Annotated in this window: 12 protein-coding genes; 7 read left to right on the top strand and 5 right to left on the bottom strand. The window is 37.3% G+C overall.

The features are described from left to right. The first annotated feature begins 9 nt into the window (after positions 1-9). Genes E7480_00440 through E7480_00425 form a run of 4 tightly spaced genes read left to right on the top strand, consistent with a single transcriptional unit; the run spans position 10 to position 4,769 of the window. Positions 10-621, top strand: coding sequence for a hypothetical protein (locus E7480_00440; protein MBE6903062.1), 612 nt, complete (start codon positions 10-12; stop codon positions 619-621). A 13-nt stretch (positions 622-634) separates the two neighbouring features. Further along, a complete protein-coding gene (locus E7480_00435) occupies positions 635-2,875 on the top strand; it encodes a hypothetical protein (protein ID MBE6903061.1) in 2,241 nt (746 codons plus the stop codon). A 3-nt stretch (positions 2,876-2,878) separates the two neighbouring features. After that, the gene (locus tag E7480_00430; GenBank protein MBE6903060.1) at positions 2,879-3,766 is read left to right on the top strand and encodes a sugar ABC transporter permease; all 888 of its coding nucleotides are present in this window, start codon (positions 2,879-2,881) and stop codon (positions 3,764-3,766) included. 16 nt (positions 3,767-3,782) lie between these two features. After that, positions 3,783-4,769: a carbohydrate ABC transporter permease gene (locus E7480_00425; GenBank protein ID MBE6903059.1), complete on the top strand. Its 987-nt coding sequence runs from the start codon at positions 3,783-3,785 to the stop codon at positions 4,767-4,769. 60 nt (positions 4,770-4,829) lie between these two features. Here E7480_00425 and E7480_00420 read toward each other — a convergent pair whose 3' ends face one another. Continuing rightward, positions 4,830-7,217 carry a hypothetical protein gene (locus E7480_00420; protein MBE6903058.1) on the bottom strand — a complete coding sequence of 796 codons (2,388 nt, stop codon included), beginning with the start codon at positions 7,215-7,217 and terminating at the stop codon, positions 4,830-4,832. Positions 7,218-7,326: 109 nt separating this feature from the next. Between E7480_00420 and E7480_00415 the strand changes: the two genes are divergently transcribed. The 3 genes from E7480_00415 (at position 7,327) to E7480_00405 (ending at position 9,516) form a co-directional block, all read left to right on the top strand. Then, complete coding sequence (locus tag E7480_00415) at positions 7,327-8,118, top strand: class I SAM-dependent methyltransferase (GenBank protein ID MBE6903057.1); 792 nt, start codon at positions 7,327-7,329, stop codon at positions 8,116-8,118. 43 nt (positions 8,119-8,161) lie between these two features. Further along, positions 8,162-8,755 carry a helix-turn-helix transcriptional regulator gene (locus E7480_00410; GenBank protein MBE6903056.1) on the top strand — a complete coding sequence of 198 codons (594 nt, stop codon included), beginning with the start codon at positions 8,162-8,164 and terminating at the stop codon, positions 8,753-8,755. A gap of 89 nt (positions 8,756-8,844) precedes the next feature. After that, positions 8,845-9,516, top strand: coding sequence for a phosphatase PAP2 family protein (locus E7480_00405; GenBank protein ID MBE6903055.1), 672 nt, complete (start codon positions 8,845-8,847; stop codon positions 9,514-9,516). A 251-nt stretch (positions 9,517-9,767) separates the two neighbouring features. On the opposite strand, the gene E7480_00400 is transcribed toward E7480_00405, so the two are convergent. The 4 genes from E7480_00400 to E7480_00385 are packed head-to-tail and all read right to left on the bottom strand — an operon-like array spanning position 9,768 to position 18,480. Next, positions 9,768-10,235, bottom strand: coding sequence for a hypothetical protein (locus tag E7480_00400; protein MBE6903054.1), 468 nt, complete (start codon positions 10,233-10,235; stop codon positions 9,768-9,770). Between the two features lie 22 nt (positions 10,236-10,257). Further along, positions 10,258-11,256, bottom strand: a complete 999-nt coding sequence (locus tag E7480_00395; GenBank protein ID MBE6903053.1) for a capsule biosynthesis protein CapK — start codon at positions 11,254-11,256, stop codon at positions 10,258-10,260. 11 nt (positions 11,257-11,267) lie between these two features. Then, entirely contained in the window at positions 11,268-12,599 is a 1,332-nt protein-coding gene (locus E7480_00390; protein MBE6903052.1) for a flippase, read from the bottom strand. 34 nt (positions 12,600-12,633) lie between these two features. Continuing rightward, positions 12,634-18,480 (bottom strand): hypothetical protein, encoded by a 5,847-nt coding sequence (locus tag E7480_00385; protein ID MBE6903051.1) that lies wholly within the window; start codon positions 18,478-18,480, stop codon positions 12,634-12,636. Positions 18,481-18,552 lie beyond the last annotated feature (72 nt).

Here is an 18,552-nt window from a genome sequence, read left to right as displayed (position 1 = left end):
AAAGCTTTTATGAAAAAGCTTATGCACATTTATCTTCATCCTGTTGACGGCTTTGATGAGCTTAAGCAAAAGGATGATGGCTCTGTTTTAGCAGCTTCTGTAATAATGGTGCTTTACTTTATTGCAACTGCTTTTTCAAGACAGTATACAAATTTTCGCTTTAACTATTACAATGTAGATAATACAAATATTTTATTTATTTTCATTTCTTCAGTTTTAGTATTATTTTTCTTCTGCGTTGCCAATTGGTCATTTACGGCAGTGTTTGACGGAGAAGGAACCTTCAAGCAAATATATGTAGTTACAATGTATTCAATACTTCCCTATACAGTGGCTATGACAATATCTACAATATTGAGCTATGCATTTACCGTTGATGAAAACGCATTTTTATCCATTATTACAACGGTGGGACTTTTGTATTCTGTGCTTTTGATAATAATATCAATGCAACAGATACATAGATTTTCAGGACAAAGAAATATTTTTGCTTTATTTATTACTTTGGTAGGCGTATTTATTATTTTGTTCTTAGGATTTCTTATTTTATCTTTGTTTCAACAGATTTCCAGCTTCATTTCAACAGTGTTTGATGAGCTGATAGTAAGATTTACAATGTAAGGAGGGCGGTAAAATGAAACTTTCAAAAAAGATTGCATCTGTTTTAATTTCGGCTTTGATTTTGTCATCTACCGCAATTCTTGCAGATGAGCCGACAAACCCGTTTTTAGACGAACCTAAAAACCCCTTTGATGAAGGAACAAGTACAACTCCCAGCTTCGAACCGGGTGAATTTGAGGTAATAACTCAAAATAATAATTTTCTTATGTATTTTGAAGACGAAACGGGAACATTTTACATAGAGAGCAAAAAAAGCGGTGAAAAATGGTACAGCAATCCTCAAAATAAGGATGATATAATAAACTGCTCCTATGACGACCAAAATCGTCTTAAATCCGTAGTCAGCGGAAAGCTTTTGAAATTTGAAGAGATTACTACACCTATTATAGATATAAGCTCTTATGCTGACAGCGTTATGAAATCAGCCCAAAAAGCTGAAAAAACTGACAAAGGAATAAAATACGACATTTCATTTCCTCAGTATGAGATATCTCTTTCTCTTATTGTTGAGCTGACAGAGTACGGTATAGAGGCTTACGTAGACACAGCTTCTATGGTAGAAAAGGCTCCTTATTGTTTTTATGAAATTGAAATTTTACCGTTTTTCTTTGCGGGAGATACAAAGGAAGAGGGAAGCCTTTTTGTTCCTGACGGAGCAGGCGCTTTAATTCCTTTTAACGATGAGTTTAATTTGGAATATCCGATATATGAAGGAAAGGTTTATTGTGAGAATTTAACTACTACGATTTTCTCAAAGTCCACGGTAGAGCAAAGTGTAAGACTTCCTGTTTACGGTATAATAAAGCCCAAAAGCTCAATGCTGGCAGTTATAAATTCGGGTATGGCAGATGCAACTATTTACGGTAAACAGTCTACTCTTGCAAACGTATTCAATGCAGGCTATGCAAATTTCTCTTTGAGAACAAGCGACCTTTATATATATGAGGACCAAAACAAGTCGGATATGCAATTCTTTCAGGAGCAAAAGCAGGAGGACAGAGTTTTAGGCTTAAGCTTTTATCTGATAGACAAAGAAGATGCTACATATATTGATTTAGCTAAGACATACAGTAAACATTTAACAGATAAAGCTTTGATAAACGAAAAGGTAGAATTAGCTGCTAATACATATGTAAGTATTTGCGGCGGCACTTACAGAAAAAAGAGCTTTCTCGGTATTCCTTTAATGCAAAAAGAGAAGCTTACAAGCTTTGCACAGGCAAAGGATATACTTTCCGATATGCAGTCAGGCGGTCTTGAAAATATCGTTGTAAGGCTTGAAAACTGGTCAGATGCAACAATAAAGGATAAAATTCCCTCCAACGGCTCGCCTTCATCTTTCTTAGGCGGAAAGAAAGGACTTAAATCCCTTACCGAATTTTGTAACGAAACAAATACATTGATTTATCTCGATGCAAGTCCTACCAAGATAAAAAAAGGAAGCAATATCTTCTCAAGCTTTTATGAGTATGCAAAAAATTTGAGAAATATAGCATCTCCTTTATACACTTACCGTCTTAACGTTTATTTCAGAGATTCTGAGGGCGTAAAATCATATTTCTTAACAACAAATAAAATTGCAAAAACAATTTCTAAAATAGACAGCTATACGACAAAAAACAATGCATCGGGCGTAAGCTTAAGCAATACAAATCTTATGTATGCTGACTATCGTTTGGAAAATACATCCTTACAGCAAACAACAAACGAAATTATAAAGGGATATGAGGCAGCAAGCAACAGTCTTATGCTTTTAGGCGGAAATGACTATATGCTAAAAACAGCATCTCATATTCTTAATGCTCCCAACGATTCAAGCAGATATAATACACAAAGTCAGTCAGTTCCTTTTTATCAGATAGCTCTTCACGGCTATACCAATATAGCAGGTGAAGCTATAAACCAATTTGCAGATTATACAACAGCATTTTTATCAGCAGTTGAAACGGGAAGCTGTCTTAACTATACTGTTATGCACGAAACAGGAGATAAGGTAAACAGCTCCTACGAGCAAAATCTTTACAATGCAAATTATGATGCTTGGAAAGAAGTTATAAAGCAATTCAACGAAAAATATGCTCCTCTTCACAAGAAGATTTATAATCAGAAAATTAAAGACCATAAAATGATTGCCGAAAATGTTTATAAGACAGTATATGAGGACGGAACATACAGTGTGGTAAACTACTCAAATGAGAAAGTAACTACAGCCGAAGGCGAAGTCGAAGCATTTTCGTTTATATGGGGGGTATAAGAAATGAAAAGAAGCGGATTGGAAACCAAAAACAGACGAGCAGCATTTTTATTTACAGTACCCTTTTTAATAGGATTTGTTTTCTTCTTCTTTATTCCGATTTTCCGTTCAATTATAATGAGCGTTTCTAAGGTTACCCTTGAAAACGGAATACAGTATGATTTTATAGGCTTTGAAAACTATCAATATCTGTTTAATAAAGACCCTTCCTTTATTCCTAATTTGGGAAATACTATCATAGGCATTTTAAGTGAATTGTTTTTGATAATAATATTTTCCTTTTTTATTGCTAATATTTTAACGCAAAACTTTAAAGGAAGGCTTTTGGCAAGAGCAATATTCTTTCTCCCTGTTATTATTGCTTCCGGTGTTATAATGGGCTATATTACAGGTGATGCAAACTCTCAGGAGATTATGCAATCTGCAACTAAAACGGGAAGCCAGTTTCAAGCTACCGTTATGCAGAATATTCTTCTCAATGCAAATATGAGCTCGGATATTGTAAATATTATAATTTCAACACTTAACAATATCTTTGAAATTCCTTGGAAGAGCGGTATACAAATACTTATCTTTATGTCGGGCTTACAGGCAATATCACCCTCAATTAAAGAGGCGGCTAAGGTTGAAGGCGCAACAGGCTGGGAATTTTTCTGGAAAATTACTTTCCCTCTGTTGATGCCGGTGCTTGAGCTTAATATTATTTACAGTATTATTGACGGATTTACCGATTTATCAAACCCAATAGTAAAACAGATTTTTGAGTACAGCTCAAAGCTTGACTATTCATATTCTTCGACTATTGCTTGGACATATTTTGCAATAATCTTTGTAATTATTGTAGCTGTTTATTTGTCAATTCGTAAGAAGAGCGATATCTATAACAGATAGGAAAGGAGGAACAAATATGATATCATTTAAAAAGCTTACCACTACATCAAACAGGAAAAAAGCAGGACATATTCTTCAGATATTGTGGAAAATCTTTCGTTTTTTCCTCATTTTCGGCTTAGCGTATATAATAATGTATCCGCTTTTGTATATGATTTCAATGAGCTTCCGCGGACTTGTAGATATGTACGATTCATCTGTAACATGGATACCTAAGCATTTTACTCTTGAGCATATTACCCGTGTTATGAAGGCTATACATTATCCGCAGGCACTTATGGTTACAGTATTCATAAGTATAGTTACATCTGTTATTCTTGTTATCATTTCGTCTATGACAGCTTACGGCTTGTCAAGACATAAATTCAGAGGCAGAGAAATTATATTTGTTATGGTGCTCTTTACAATAATTGTTCCTCAACAGTTCTTTGTATTGACTACATTTTTAAACCTTAAATTTTTCGATATTTTCGGAATTTTAAAGTTAGGTTCATTGATAGTAGGAGAAAATTTATCTATTTCTCTTGTTGACTCTCCTCTCGCTTTCTTTATTCCCGCCATTTTTGGAATAGGAATACGCTCAGGTCTTTATATTTACATATTCCGTCAAAGCTTTAAGGGAATGCCTAAGGAATTAGAGGAAGCAGCGGCAATAGACGGCTGCGGAGTTTTTGAAACCTTCGTAAAAATAGTTGTTCCTACAGCAGTTCCTGCTTTTGTAACAACCTTCCTCTTTTCGTTCGTATGGCATTGGAACGATTATCAGTTCTCATCAATTTTCCTTACCAATGCAAAAACATTGTCAGCTTATCTTGTAAATATCACAGGATATGTATATGAGCTTACTATGGATGTAGGAAGCGTCTATGTTGTTGATACAACAAAGAGTATACTTGATATTCAGTCAGGCTGTCTTGTTGTAATTATTCCTGTGCTTATTCTTTATATTTTCTTACAGAAATTCTTTACAGAGAGTATAGAGAGAACAGGTCTTGTAGAATAATAAGAACCCTGCAATAACAAATGGGCTGTCTCACTAAATAAGTGAGACAGCCCATTATTTTTAAAAAATAACAGATGAGCCGCAGGATGCGCTGTAAACATCAGCAACGTGGGGGAGAGAGTATTTATCATAATACTCACGGTTTAGTTTTTGGGTAATTGAGTCAGAGTAAGCTTTTTCAATAAGAGCGATAATACAGCCGCCAAGACCTGCGCCTACCAATTCACTTCCCAATACACCCTTAGTATTATTAAGTAAATCACAAAGCTCGTCAATCTCTTTTGCAGAGCATTTATAAGAGCCGCTTTGAAACTCAAAAGGAGTATTGTCAGCAATAAGGAGCTCGAGCTGTTCATCGCTTATTGAACAAATATCTAAACGATCTCCGTTATGGCTTATTTTCATCATATCTCCTATAGCATAGTAATCCTCATCTTTTAATAATTTCATAAACTGCTTTGCTCTTTCACATTCTGAAATACCGTAAAGAGCAACATTACGCAGCTCGTATACAGATGGGTCCTTATGAGTTGAAAATATTTCTTCAAGACGCTTTTTATATTCGGGAAGCAGAGCTTTAATACCGCCTCTTGTAATAGTTTCGGGAAGAGAAGCAATCATTTTATATACTTCAGAATACGGTCTGATTTGAGCCAAATCTCTGAACTCTTTTAAATCATATTGCGGATAGTTGCGTTTCAAAAGCATAAATGCAAATTCATAAGAAGCAACCTTGGCATTAAAGGTATCCTTGCTTCCTTCAGATTTTTTAGCCTGTAGCATAGAGTTGGCTACAAGTATTGCATATTTATCGGAAAAGCTTTGCTTTTCACCAATTTTAAAGGGTTTAAAATCCAAATGAACAATGGCATTTTTTTCGGCGCATTTCATTGTAGCGTGGTCGCCTGAGCCTCCTCGGGAGCCTACAAACCATTCGCCCTCTCCGCAAAGGTCGATAAATTCACGCTCTGAAATATTAAGACAGTTGAGCGCCACCAAAGCTTCCATTACAGCCACAACAATACTTGAAGAGGAGGAAAGTCCTGCGGCAACAGGAATATTTCCCGTTGATATAATATCCATACCGCACAAAGAATAATCAGTATTGAATTGAGCACGTAAAACGGCGGATTTTACATAGTTGGACCAGTCTCCTGCGCTTTCCTTTAAAGCAGAAACGACCTTTGGACTGGAGAGATAATTGAGCCACGTGTCATTAGCTCCTAAAGAAAGAGCTTCACTTATTGAAAAACTGCAGTCAGGATATGCTTTATCCAAATTGGAAAGACGAACAATATCGTCCTTTCGGCAGGAAGCTACAATCACCTGATCCTTATTTATTGCCATAACATTTATACCACCGCCACGGTGGTCGATATGTCTGCCCATAAGATTAATTCTTCCGGGGGCACGGGTGATTACAACCTTCCGGTCTCCGTATTTTTCAATGAATTTAGTAAGCAAGGAAAGATATCTCTTTTTTTGTTCATCAATATTTTTTTCGTAAAGCTCGATAAAAACGGAGTCCATTTTATTGCTTTCAATATCATTTATATATTCCGAAGCTTTACGCATAAAATACTCATTTATTTGACAAAGCTCTTTTTTGGTACTGTATGTAAGCATATCGTTTTTCTCAGAAACTTCATATAAAACAGCGCTGTTTTTTAAAGCAAAATGCTCTAAAGCATCGGTGAGGTAAATTTCGCCCTGAGCATTGTCAGAGCCAAGCTTCGAGATAATATTGATTGCTTCATTTATATTAAAGCAGTATAAGCCTGCATTGGAATATGGGGAGCTGAGAACTTCATTAGCACCAAAGCTTTTGTTACAAAGAGTTTTAGTTGATACAGGAGCTTTTTTTTGTGCACGCTCAAGCACCTTCTCTGCTTTTTTGGGGTTAAGACCGATTTCCTTTAGCTTAGCCTTATATTGCTCAGAGGGAATGTCGGCAAGCGTCATAAGCGCCGCATCGGTAAGCTCAATAACACCGTAAGGCTTGTTATCACGTACTACAACACGTCCGCCGTTGAAATTATCTGAAACGGGCTGTACGCCCCAAACGGCATCTGCGGTTTCAGCGTGCTTTAAAAGCTCAGAAATAACATTTGAAGATATTATTTTATCACCCATAGAAATTATAGCGGAGCCTGAAAAATTCATAGAATGTAAGGCTTTGAGGCCGCAAAGAGCGGCGTGTCCTGTGCCCTTTTGTTCCTTTTGATAGGCATAAACTATGCCGTCAATTCCGTCAAGACAATCCATAACGCTGTAAGCCAGATGTCCTATAACTATAACAAAACGCTTAACGCCTGCTATTTTCATACTATCTATAATTCTGCGTATAACAGGAATGCCTGCACAATCAAAGCAGACCTTACTTTTTGAATCGTCATTCATTCGGGAGCCTTTACCCGCGCATAAAATAATAGCCGCAGTATCTTTCATATATAAAACCCCATAATTTGATTTTGGAAACTAATATTATTTTAACATAAAAAAACAAAAAAGCAATACAAAATCCTATGGCTTGTATGCTTGTGTTTAATGTGATATAATGAAAATAACAAGCATAAATTTTGGAGAGAAAAGAATGGATATTATACAGACTTTTTATAATAATTTAGCTTCTGAATACGATAAGCTTTTTTTCGATTGGCAAGCTACGACTAAAGAACAAGCTTTGGTGCTTGACAGGATTTTTAAAGATAATGGATTTGATTTTGATGCTCAAATTCTTGACTGCGCCTGTGGTATAGGAACGCAGGCAATAGGACTTGCTTGTCTTGGGTATAACGTAAACGCTTCCGATATAAGCGAGAATGAGCTCTCGCAGGCAAGACAGAGGGCTTTGGATAACAATGTAAAAATAGACTTTAAATATGCAGACTTTCGTGCTTTGTCCAAAACCTTTTCACAACAATTTGATATTGTTATTGCCATTGATAACGCTTTGCCCCATATGCTCACAAAAAGTGATTTGGAAACAGCTGTTAAGAGCATTATAAATCAGATTAAGGTTGGAGGACTATTTGTTGCCAGTATAAGAGATTATGATTCGTTACTTATGGATAAGCCGCCGTATTCTCCGCCGTATATCCATAAAACAGATAAGGGACAAAGAATATCTTTTCAAGCTTGGAATTGGGAAGAAGAGCGTTATAAGCTCACCCAATATATTATTGATGACGAACAAGCTTTGCAAATAAGCAAATTTGAATGTGAATACAGAGCAGTTCTCAGAGAAGAGCTTACAGACTTGCTTGTTTCTAACGGCTGTAGCAGTGTAGTATGGAAGTTTCCCAAAGAAACAGATTTTTATCAGCCTATTGTAATTGCAAAGAAATAAATTTTTATTGTGATTTATAAAGAATATCAGGAAGAACGATAATATGGAATTTAATGAAAAATTACAGGAGCTTAGAAAACAAAAAGGCTTTACACAGGAAGAGCTTGCAGAAATGCTCTATGTTTCAAGAACTGCAATTTCAAAATGGGAGTCAGGCAGGGGATATCCCAGTATAGACTCTTTGAAAAGAATATCAAAGTTATTTTCTGTTACGGTAGATGAGCTTTTATCAGGGGAAGAGATGCTAAGCATAGCAGAGGAAGACAATAAACAAAAAGAAAATCATTTTAAAGATTTGGTTTTCGGCTTGCTTGACCTTTGCGTTTCTATGCTTCTTTTCTTGCCGCTTTTTGCACAGAGAACACAGGGGACAATAAATGAGGTTTCTCTTTTGTCGCTCAACGGAGCGCTGTATCTGAAAATCGGCTATTGTGTAATTGTAGCCTTGATTATAGTGTGGGGAATATTGACACTTGCCTTACAAAACTGTAACAAAGCATTTTGGATGCTCGTAAAGAGTAAAATATCTCTTATATTAAACGCTGTCGGGGTACTTGTTTTTATAATAAGCCTGCAGCCCTATGCGGCAATATTTTTGTTTGTATTTTTAATAATTAAAATACTCATAAAAAAGTAATGATACGAAAAGTATCACTAATGTAACGCTTAGTTTCTTGCAGTCGGCTATCTCTTGAGATACAATGTGTCTGAAAGGGGACTGCAAAAATGAAAAAGAAAAATTTTTATGCGGCAGTATTTTTACTTGCCGCATTTGTATTGTGGACAGTGCTTATTCGCCTTGTAGATGTCAAAGCAATCGGGCCTATGGAGTCGTCCGTTGGATTTGCAACGCTTAACGCATTTTTCCATAAGCTTACAGGCGTTAATATGACGCTTTATATAATAACCGATTGGTTAGGCTTAGTACCTGTTTTCGTTGCCTTTGGATTTGCAGCTTTTGGCCTTATACAATGGATTAAAAGGAAAAGTCTTTTAAAGGTTGATTACAGTATTTTTGTTCTTGGCGCCTTTTATATTGCCACAATTACAGCATATCTTTTCTTTGAAAGCTTTGTTGTGAATTACAGACCTATATTGATTGACGGCTTTTTAGAAGCGTCATATCCCTCTTCAACTACTCTGCTTGTTATGTGTGTTATGCCTACCGCTGTGATGCAGCTTAACGGCCGCATAAAGAATAAAACAGCAAGAAAATGTATCACTATAGCAATTACTGCTTTTATTGCTTTTATGGTAGTGGGCAGACTAATTTCAGGTGTACATTGGCTCAGCGATATAATAGGCGGAATTTTGCTCAGTACAGGGCTTGTAAATTTGTATAGGCATATAGCAAAAGGGAATGTAAAAAAAGCGCAGAACGCAAAAACAAGTAAATAAAAGGATTATATACTATCATCTCTTGAAAGAAAGAGCGAAAATTAATAGAAAAACATCTTTTTGCTAATTCTTTTAAGAAATATACGTTTTATGCTATATGCCAATTTCGCCCTTGGAGTACCTCTGTACACCGTTGGGGAACCACCGACAAAAATTTGTCGGTGCGAAATTGACAGATTCTGCACCTTTTTTTCTATACCCTAAAAAACAAGGCTGTAAAAAAACAAAAAAGTTTTTTACAGCCTCTTTTTTCATTTAGTTGCGAGTAAGCTTTTAAGCTTATTTATTATTAATTTAAGAATCAGTATAATAGCAAAGCCAATAAGCGCTCCTAAAAAGTCAAGCAGGATATCAGATGTAGAGCTTGTCCGTTCATAAAAGCTTTGAATATGCTCGTCAATTACAGCTACTGCCAACACATAAAAAAATGCATTACCGAAAAAGTGCTTTTTAAATGCTTTTTTTATATTGAGTATAAGACTCATAACTAAAGCACCCAATAGGGCAAATTCAAAAAGATGAGCAGCTTTTCTGACTAAAAAATTTATTTGTTTATTATTCTCAGCATTTTGGTTAGGAACAATAACATCTATTACAGCGTTGCTTGATTGCTGTGAGGTTGCAATATTTTCAGACGAATTTAGAAAAATTACTGACGTAACAACTATTATTGCTATAATAATTATTATTCTTACAATCAAACTTTTTGAAATTTTCATTCACATAACCTCAATTATATAATTAAATTTCAAATGAAGATTTTTCAGGTAAAATCTTTTCGAAGGCTTCTACAATCATCTTTTTATGTAATTCAAAATCTGTTTCGTCCTCACTGTCATTCAGACAAATAATTTTACCCTTTTGTTTTTTAAGATAATTGATTGCTTCGTCGCTGTGAGAAATAGAAGAGGTGTGAAATAATTTACCTATCGGTTTTTTAGGATAAAATTCTCCAGAAAAAAGCTGCCAATCACGTAAGCACCACGGCGTTATATCATCTTTAGTTCTTAATTTGTGCTGACAGGTAGCATCAATAAGTTCAGCTTCGTGTTTCCATAATGTTTCATAGGTTTTTTTGTTGTATGAAATATGTATGTGACGGCTGTTGCTATTAGGTATCAAATCCTTACGGCCGTATAGCATTAGCTTGAAAAGTCCGCCTAAAGACTGCTTTTGTATCCATTTTTTTGGATTAGCTTGTATACTTTTCTTTAAAGAAAAATGACGATTTAAGAGGCAAATATTATTAAACAACATATTAGAGAAAAAATCGGTGGGATATAAAGGTCCTAAATCGGGTAAATCACAGGGCAAACCATCTACAAAAAAGTCCTCAGGTTTAGTTTCTTTAATGATAAACATATCATCATTGAAATAGACAAAGTGTTCAGATAAATCTTTTATTTTATGAATATTCCACTCTATTGTGTGGCTGTTAAATGTAGGAAGGTATTCTGCGGGAATATAATCTGTATGCTTTACCCATTTGAGCTTCGAGTGTTCAATATTGAGCCATTCAGGTTTTTGGTCGTCGGTTATAAAATGAACATATCTTACCCAAGGCGCAAATTTATCAATTCCTCGGAACCAATATTTTAATATATCCCAGTCACGATAACGTGCGTCTGTGTTTCCTTCCTGTTCTTCAACGCCTGTATATTGTGCTTTTTTAGCTCTCCATATCGGGTCAGAGTTATCTACCCACGGAACAACGAAATCTATTACAGAGGTTTCTTTCATTCAAAATTCTCCTAATTGTTTTTATCTAACAACGATAATAAAATTTTAGGATTTAATCCCTTTAACAATAAACGATTATTTTCACGAATGGGTTTAATAATAAAGCCTAAAACAAAGTTTGTGAAAAATTGTGTAAAAAGTGATGCTGTAGCAGCACCGACGGCACCCATACTTGGAATAAGCAAAAGGTTTATAAAGGCATTTGCCAATGCACCTACAAGGTTTATTTTCCATAAAAGCTTATGCTTTCCTTCTGCAAGAATCCAGATATTTCGGACTACTCCCATATATGAAAAAGCAATATACCACACTAAAATTTGTAATACCAAAACAGACGGTGCATATTCAGTGCCGTATAAAATCCACACAATCAACCGTGCAAATACTGTAAATCCCAATCCCTGCACCAGTGCCATATAGGATGTGATGCAATAAAGCTTGGAAATATTCTTTTCGTATTTTTCTTGATTTTCTTTTTTGTATTTAAGTATTACGGGACGCATGGAATCGACAATAGCCATATAAACAAATTGAAAAACTGATGCACAGGTGATAGCGGCTGTATAATATCCGTTTTCAGCATCTCCTGACATTAGCTTGAGCATAATGTGGTCAGTATTATGAAACAGCGTTACCATCATAGAAGCTAAGATATAAAACTTGCTTCGTTTAAAAAGCTTCTTTATCAAAGCCGGAGAAAATGATAATCTTGGGGCTCCGCGCTTTATATAAATGACTAATAAAGCTATGCCTATAATTGCGAAATCCAGAGCGTTAACAACTGCAAACCAATAAATGCTTTTACCCGTCACTAACAAAAAAATACGGTAAGCGGAAACAACTATATATGACAAAAGCATTATAATCGACGGATATTTAGATTGAAGCTTATACTGAAACCAATATTGTAAAAGCTCAAGCGCACGGAAAATCAAGGATATACTGTATAATATACAAACGATTATTGTTTCGGGTTCGCCGTAATTCGCAACGGAAACAAAGGCTCCAACCATCAGCATACAGAAAACGCCGGACACCAGATTCATTATTAGTGAGGTGCCCATTATTTTTCCTTCATCATCAGGGTTTTCCACAAATTCCTGCATAAGTGTCGATTGCAAACCTAACTGCATTATAGGTATAACAAATGCAACTACTGATGATGCATAGTTAATCACACCGTAATTAGACGGTCCCAAATATCTTGCGCAAAGCATTCCTACGACAAACTGCAACAACGATTGCGCTATTTTGCAAATAACAATCCATTTTGCATTATTAAAGACCCTATTGCTTGACATAGACACCTCCATATAACACAGAATTTCCCCAAATGATATCACAGAGCCCCTTCAAAAGAGGCTCTGTGCGTTAGATTTAACCAATAATTTGACCTAATTCATTGAAAACATAATTCTTTTCGAATAGAAGACCGTTACCTAACCATACATAGTATGTCTGGTTAGTAATAATCATACCGTCATATCTTGCATAGTAATAGTAGCCATCCATAATGAAAAGACCTTTTTCCACAGCTTGACCGTTCTCGTAGTAATAGCGCTTTCCGTTCTTTTCTACAATACCGTTCAGCATCTTACCGTCTGCACCGAATTCATAATGACCTACGGGCAAATCGCAGCTGCTATCAATTTTATATGCATAGTATGACTTGCCGGTAATCAACGAGCCGTCATATCTGGAGTAATAGTAATTATCCTCATACTTAAACAATCCCTTTTCAACAGGATTACCGTTTTCGTAGAAGTAAAGAACACCGTTCTTTTCAACGATACCCTGAAGCATCTTACCGTCAGGTCCGAATTCATAATGACCTACAGGTAAATCACAATTTGCATTGGTCTTATATGCATAATACTTATCATTAACTACCAATGCACCGTTGTATCTTGAGTAATAGTAAGCACCCTCATATTCAAAGAGGAACATTTCCTTAGGATTACCGTTTTCGTAGAAGTAAAGAACACCGTTCTTTTCAACGATACCACGAAGCATCTTGCCATCTGCACCAAATTCATAGTGACCTGCGGGTAAATCGCAGCTTGCATCAGCTTTGTATGCATAATATCTTTCGTTAACTACCAATGCGCCGTTGTATCTTGAATAATAGTACTCGTCTTCATACTTGAAGAGACCTTTTTCTACGGGCTTTCCGTTTTCATAATAGTACAGTACTCCGCCTTTATTCACAATACCGTTCAGCATCAATCTGCCGTTTTCATCAAAATCGTATTTATCCTTAGGAAGATTGCAGCTATCATCCAGTTTCCATGCATAGTAGCTTTCATTTACTGCCAGCTTACCTTTGCTTTTTGCACAATAGTAGTTGCCGTCATACAGGAACAGACCCTTTTCTATTCCGACACCGTTTTCGTAATAGTAAAGTTCACCGTTCTTTTCTACAATACCATTTAGCATCTTACCGTCGGGTCCAAATTCATAATGACCTACGGGTAAATCGCAGTTGCTGTCAACTTTGTATGCATAATATGTAGTATTTACTACTAACTGACCGTTGTATCTGGAATAATAGTAATCGCCGTTATATTTGAATAAGAACTTTTCAGTAGGATTACCGTTTTCATAATAATAGAGATTGCCGTCTTTTTCAACAATACCGCTAATGCCGGTTTCTTTATTTACACCAAGCATTTTACCGTCTGCACCAAAGTCATAATGGCCCTTAGGTAATTCACTGCTTTCGTGAATAAGCCAAGCATAATAGCGCTGATTGGTAATAAGCTTACCGCCAATGTGTGAATAGTAATAATCACCGTTTAAGCAGAATAAGCCGATTTCTTTTTCCTTACCTTCTTCGCACCAATAAAGTTCGCCCTCATTGTTTACGATGCCGGTAACAAGACCGCGACTTGCGCCGTCCTCGCCAAAATCATACCATCTTCTTAGACCTGTATTATCAAGTGCAGTAACACGGCTCTTGCCTGTTACACGAACACCATCTCTGAAGTAATACCATTCGCCGTCAATTTCTTGCCACTTTGTGCGGTAATAGTCTGGGCCGTAATAATATCTCCAACCGACAAATACATTTACCCAAACGCCTGATTTTAATCTGCCGTTTCCGTCAAATTCATAAGTAACGCCGCCAAGCTTTTGTTTTCCGTTTACTGCTTTGAGAGTGGTCTTATCAAAATAATACCAATTTCCCTCAAAAGACTGCCAACCGCCTTCAAGAACACCGTTCTTAGCATAGAAATAAGAGCCTACTCTGTCATCTCTGAATACACCGGTGTATTTAACCTGACCGATATTAATTCCGTGGTCGTCAAAGTAATAGTAATAGCCGTCAGCTTCCTTAACACCGCCTGCCATCTTAACGCCTTGGATGTAGTATGCAAAGCCGCCGTCTTCTGCGTACCAACCGTTCTTAAGTGCATTAACAAGAGTGTAGGAATCTTCAAATTCCTTATAAACGTTGCTGAAATATGCACCGGATTCGGAGGGTAAATCAGGATTTACAAAAGGTATTAAGCCAAAGATTTGCTGATTTTCAGGCTTAAGAGCAAAGGAGTAAAGGGCATTTGCTCTAAGATAAATCTTGTAGCTGATTTTGCCTGCGTGAGTTATCTGTAAACGCTTATTGGAATCCCAGTTAGCATCAGCTTTGGGAGTAAGCTTGATTCCGCTTACAAGACAAAGAGGATTAGCTGTTGCAGGGTCAATAGCTGCTGTTCTGTCAATCCATTTTAGCTTTAGGCTGAGTGTATTGGCAGCTTCATCAAAATCTGTGCTAACCAATTCAAAGTAATCGTTAAGGATTTTCAATTCGCTGTAATCTACATCAACGTCAGAATCAAAATGGAGTACAGGTGTTACCTCGGTTAAAGTACTTACACGCTCAGCCAACTGAAGAAGGAAGTTCCAAGCGGAAGCATCTGCCATATCTGCACCGGGCAGCATATAAACAAGGTCAGCCAGCTGTGCAGGAATCGGGATTTGGGACATATCCATCGCAAAGATATAAGATGTAACCATTTCCTCATCAGTGTCAACTGCTACAAAGGACATACCGTCAGTTGTTGTGGAGTTGGAAATAATACGGTCCCAAGCAAGTAAACGGTCTCCGCCGGTAGCTTTATCAAAATCAAAGGAATTTTCGCCTTGCTTATAAAGGCTTACAGTTATAACTGCAACAATTGAAGAATCAGTATTTAAGGATGCAGTAATTTTAGCAACCTTTATGCTTGAAGTTTCCGCAGCTGTGAAATTAAAGCCGTCAATTGTGCCTGCTTTTGCATTATCAAGAACAAAGTCAATATCATTTGTATTGATAGCAACCTGCTTACCTTCACAAAGAGCAGCTATAGGAAGCTTAACAGTAGAACCATATACTGCATCAACAGTATTCTTAGTAAAATAAATTGTTTCAGGAACTACAATATTCATAGTTTTGCTGCCGATGATTGCGCCATCAAACATAAGATATACATCAACAGAACCGTTTCTCTTACCTGTGAATACACCGTCTTGAGAAATTGCAGCCCATCTTTCATTAGAAACTGCCCAGGTATAGCCTTCGGGAAGGTCTGTAATATTACCTGTTGCGCTGATACCTACAGGAGTAATCTGAACAGGTGTGCCTATAGTAGCATAGCTATAGTCGCTTTCGAGATTTGCGTGGTCAAAAGCGGTAGAGCTGGGAGCAGTAGAAACCATCAAAAGAGATGTACTTACTGAACGAGCAGCACCGTCGGAAGGTTTGTTCATAAGAGTCAGTTCTTCTTCACCCTGTTGTTTTGCAACAAAAGTAGTGGAGCCGCCGCCGTCCAAGTTAACTGCATCTACACAGCCTGCTTCAAACATAATCTGCGCAATTTCCTGCATACTACCGCCGCAGGAGTAGGGCTCCTGACGTCCGTCAAGTACCATAAGTACAACCTTACCGGTTTTAGTGATACCAACGGCTGTTCTGGGTGCACGGCTATTGTAATAGTCATCAGTTTTTGAAATAGCAATCTCGCCATTTCTGATAAGCATAGTACCAAAGCCGCCGACAGCATCAGCAAGCTGTCCTTTGTAAGTGTTGTTGTAATCAGCCTTAGTGCCTATAACAGCTTTGCCCTCTTTTGTAATACCAAAGAAGCCGCCGTTATCAATTCCGTGCCATTCTTTACCGTTCATAATCAACAAGCCGCCGGGCTCACCGGTAGTCATATTATAGCCGTCAGCGTTTGTGCTGATTATTACGTTATAGTTGGGAATGTAATCAGGACTGTTGGGGTCGCCGTATTTTGCCTGTGCCGCATTTGCCTGGTCTTTTACACGCTGCATAGCCCAACCGTCTTCGGGAGCTGCGTTATGATAGTTAGCAAATACGTGAACATCATCTCGGGTAATATCAGCAGTTGCAACGTAGTAAACCATCTGTTTACCGTCTACAGTTGTTGCCTGATAATACTCCTGAGTAATACCGGGGGCTAAAACAGACATATTTGATGTAAATACGTTATAATAAGGATTGTCTATCTTTTCAACATAGTCGCCTGCCAGCTTACAGATATAATCAGCAAAGCTATAGCAAACAGCTTTTCTTAAGTCAAAAAGATTATTGCTTTGAAATTCTCTGGTTCCTTCCAGTGTTGCAATAAGCTTGTTGCCTGCATACTCAGTATATACAGCGTTACGAACATGAGCACGTGTGCCTGTGGTTTCAAGTCTGTTGCGAAGGAAGAAAGCAGCTCGCTGTTCAATTGAAAGGTCCTCAGTGAAGTAGTTCATCAGGATTTCGGTTAATGTACCTGAAACATAGTCTTCTTCTACACTGTTAAGTACATACATAATGTAGTATGCATCAAGGTCACCGTAGATATCTTCCTGACTCATACTGGGAGCGCCGAGAATTGTAGGAACTTTACCTAAGAGATTTTCGGAGATATATTTTATCATTGTATCTATATCACCGGAAACGCCAACCATATCAGAAAATTCCAAAAGGTCAACTAAGTCGCCTGCCCAACCGGAAACGTCGGCGTGATTCTGGCTGCCCTTATTGTGATAGGTGATGTCCATAGCGCCGAATACGTGTCCGATATCAGCGTTGTCACCGTTAGGAAGCTGGAAATTGTTGATGTTCTTAAGGCCGGTAACCATAAGATAATTGCCATCGGTAACCTCTGCATTTACCGTATCTTCCATACGTTTTACATATTTGGCAAAGTCCGCATCCTCATAACCTGCCATAATACCCCAGGAGCCTGAGTTGTAGCGGTCAACACCGGTACGGATATATTTAATAACAAGAGCAATAGGATTTTTGCCGGGATTTTCTTTTACATACATACTTGCGATTTCTTCAAGCAAAGCTAAATTGAAGATAAGCTCGTCGTAGCTTGAAATAGAAGCTTCACCGAGTGCGGGAATAACAACGATTTCTCCGTCAATTGCTCCGCATTCCTCACAGGTTATGTAAGGCTCATAGCCGTTTTCAGTACGTCCGGGAGCTTTACCGGGTACATCGGTCCAAACGTGATCTATAGCATTTACTAATATAGTGCCGCATACAGTACAAGTTTGAGCGGTGGTACAAGTAGCTTCTGCACCGGGAGTATGCATTTTAACGGGGACAACAGCCTGCGCAACAAGAACTTCGCCGCAAACAGAGCAGTGCTTACCCTCTGTTAAGCCTGTTTGAGTACAGGTGGAAGCTTTAGCAGGGTCAATAACCTCGATATGTTCGCATGCATCAACAGCCTGCGCAACAAGAACTTCACCGCTTGACATACAGCTGTCGATAGTGTCGCTAACAGTAATGTCAGTAACAGCTGAAGAATTGCAAATTTCGTTCAATGAAGCATAGAAATAACCGAAGGTTTCGGTGCTTTCGTGCTGTTTCAAGAAATAAACTTCTGCATCTGTCATAGTTTTTATTAACTCTACAATAGCTGAAGTCTCTTCCCATGAAGAAATTAAGTATCCGTCATCCATATCAGAAACAATATTCTCAACATCTTCTTTAGACATTATTGTTGTGCCTAAATATGTGCCGAGAACAGTGTCAATTTTGGATTTGACTTCTTTAAGAAGTACTGTTTTGACGAATGGGTTTGGTTCCATATGCTGAATTTCATTTTGGTCTGTATTTTCTGTGCTGCTTTCAAGCGCAAAAGCTTGAACGGGCACAAAAGAAACAACCATCATTACTACTAACAGCAATGAAATAAGTCTTTTGCTTGTTGTCTTAGCCATAATTACTCCTCCTAAAATAAATGTTAAATAAATATTACTTTATATTAACCGCATTAGTGAAAATTTACTTAC

The organism is Oscillospiraceae bacterium (genome assembly GCA_015067255.1).
GTDB lineage: Bacteria > Bacillota > Clostridia > Oscillospirales > SIG519 > SIG519.
This window is presented reverse-complemented; position numbering and strand designations above follow the sequence as displayed.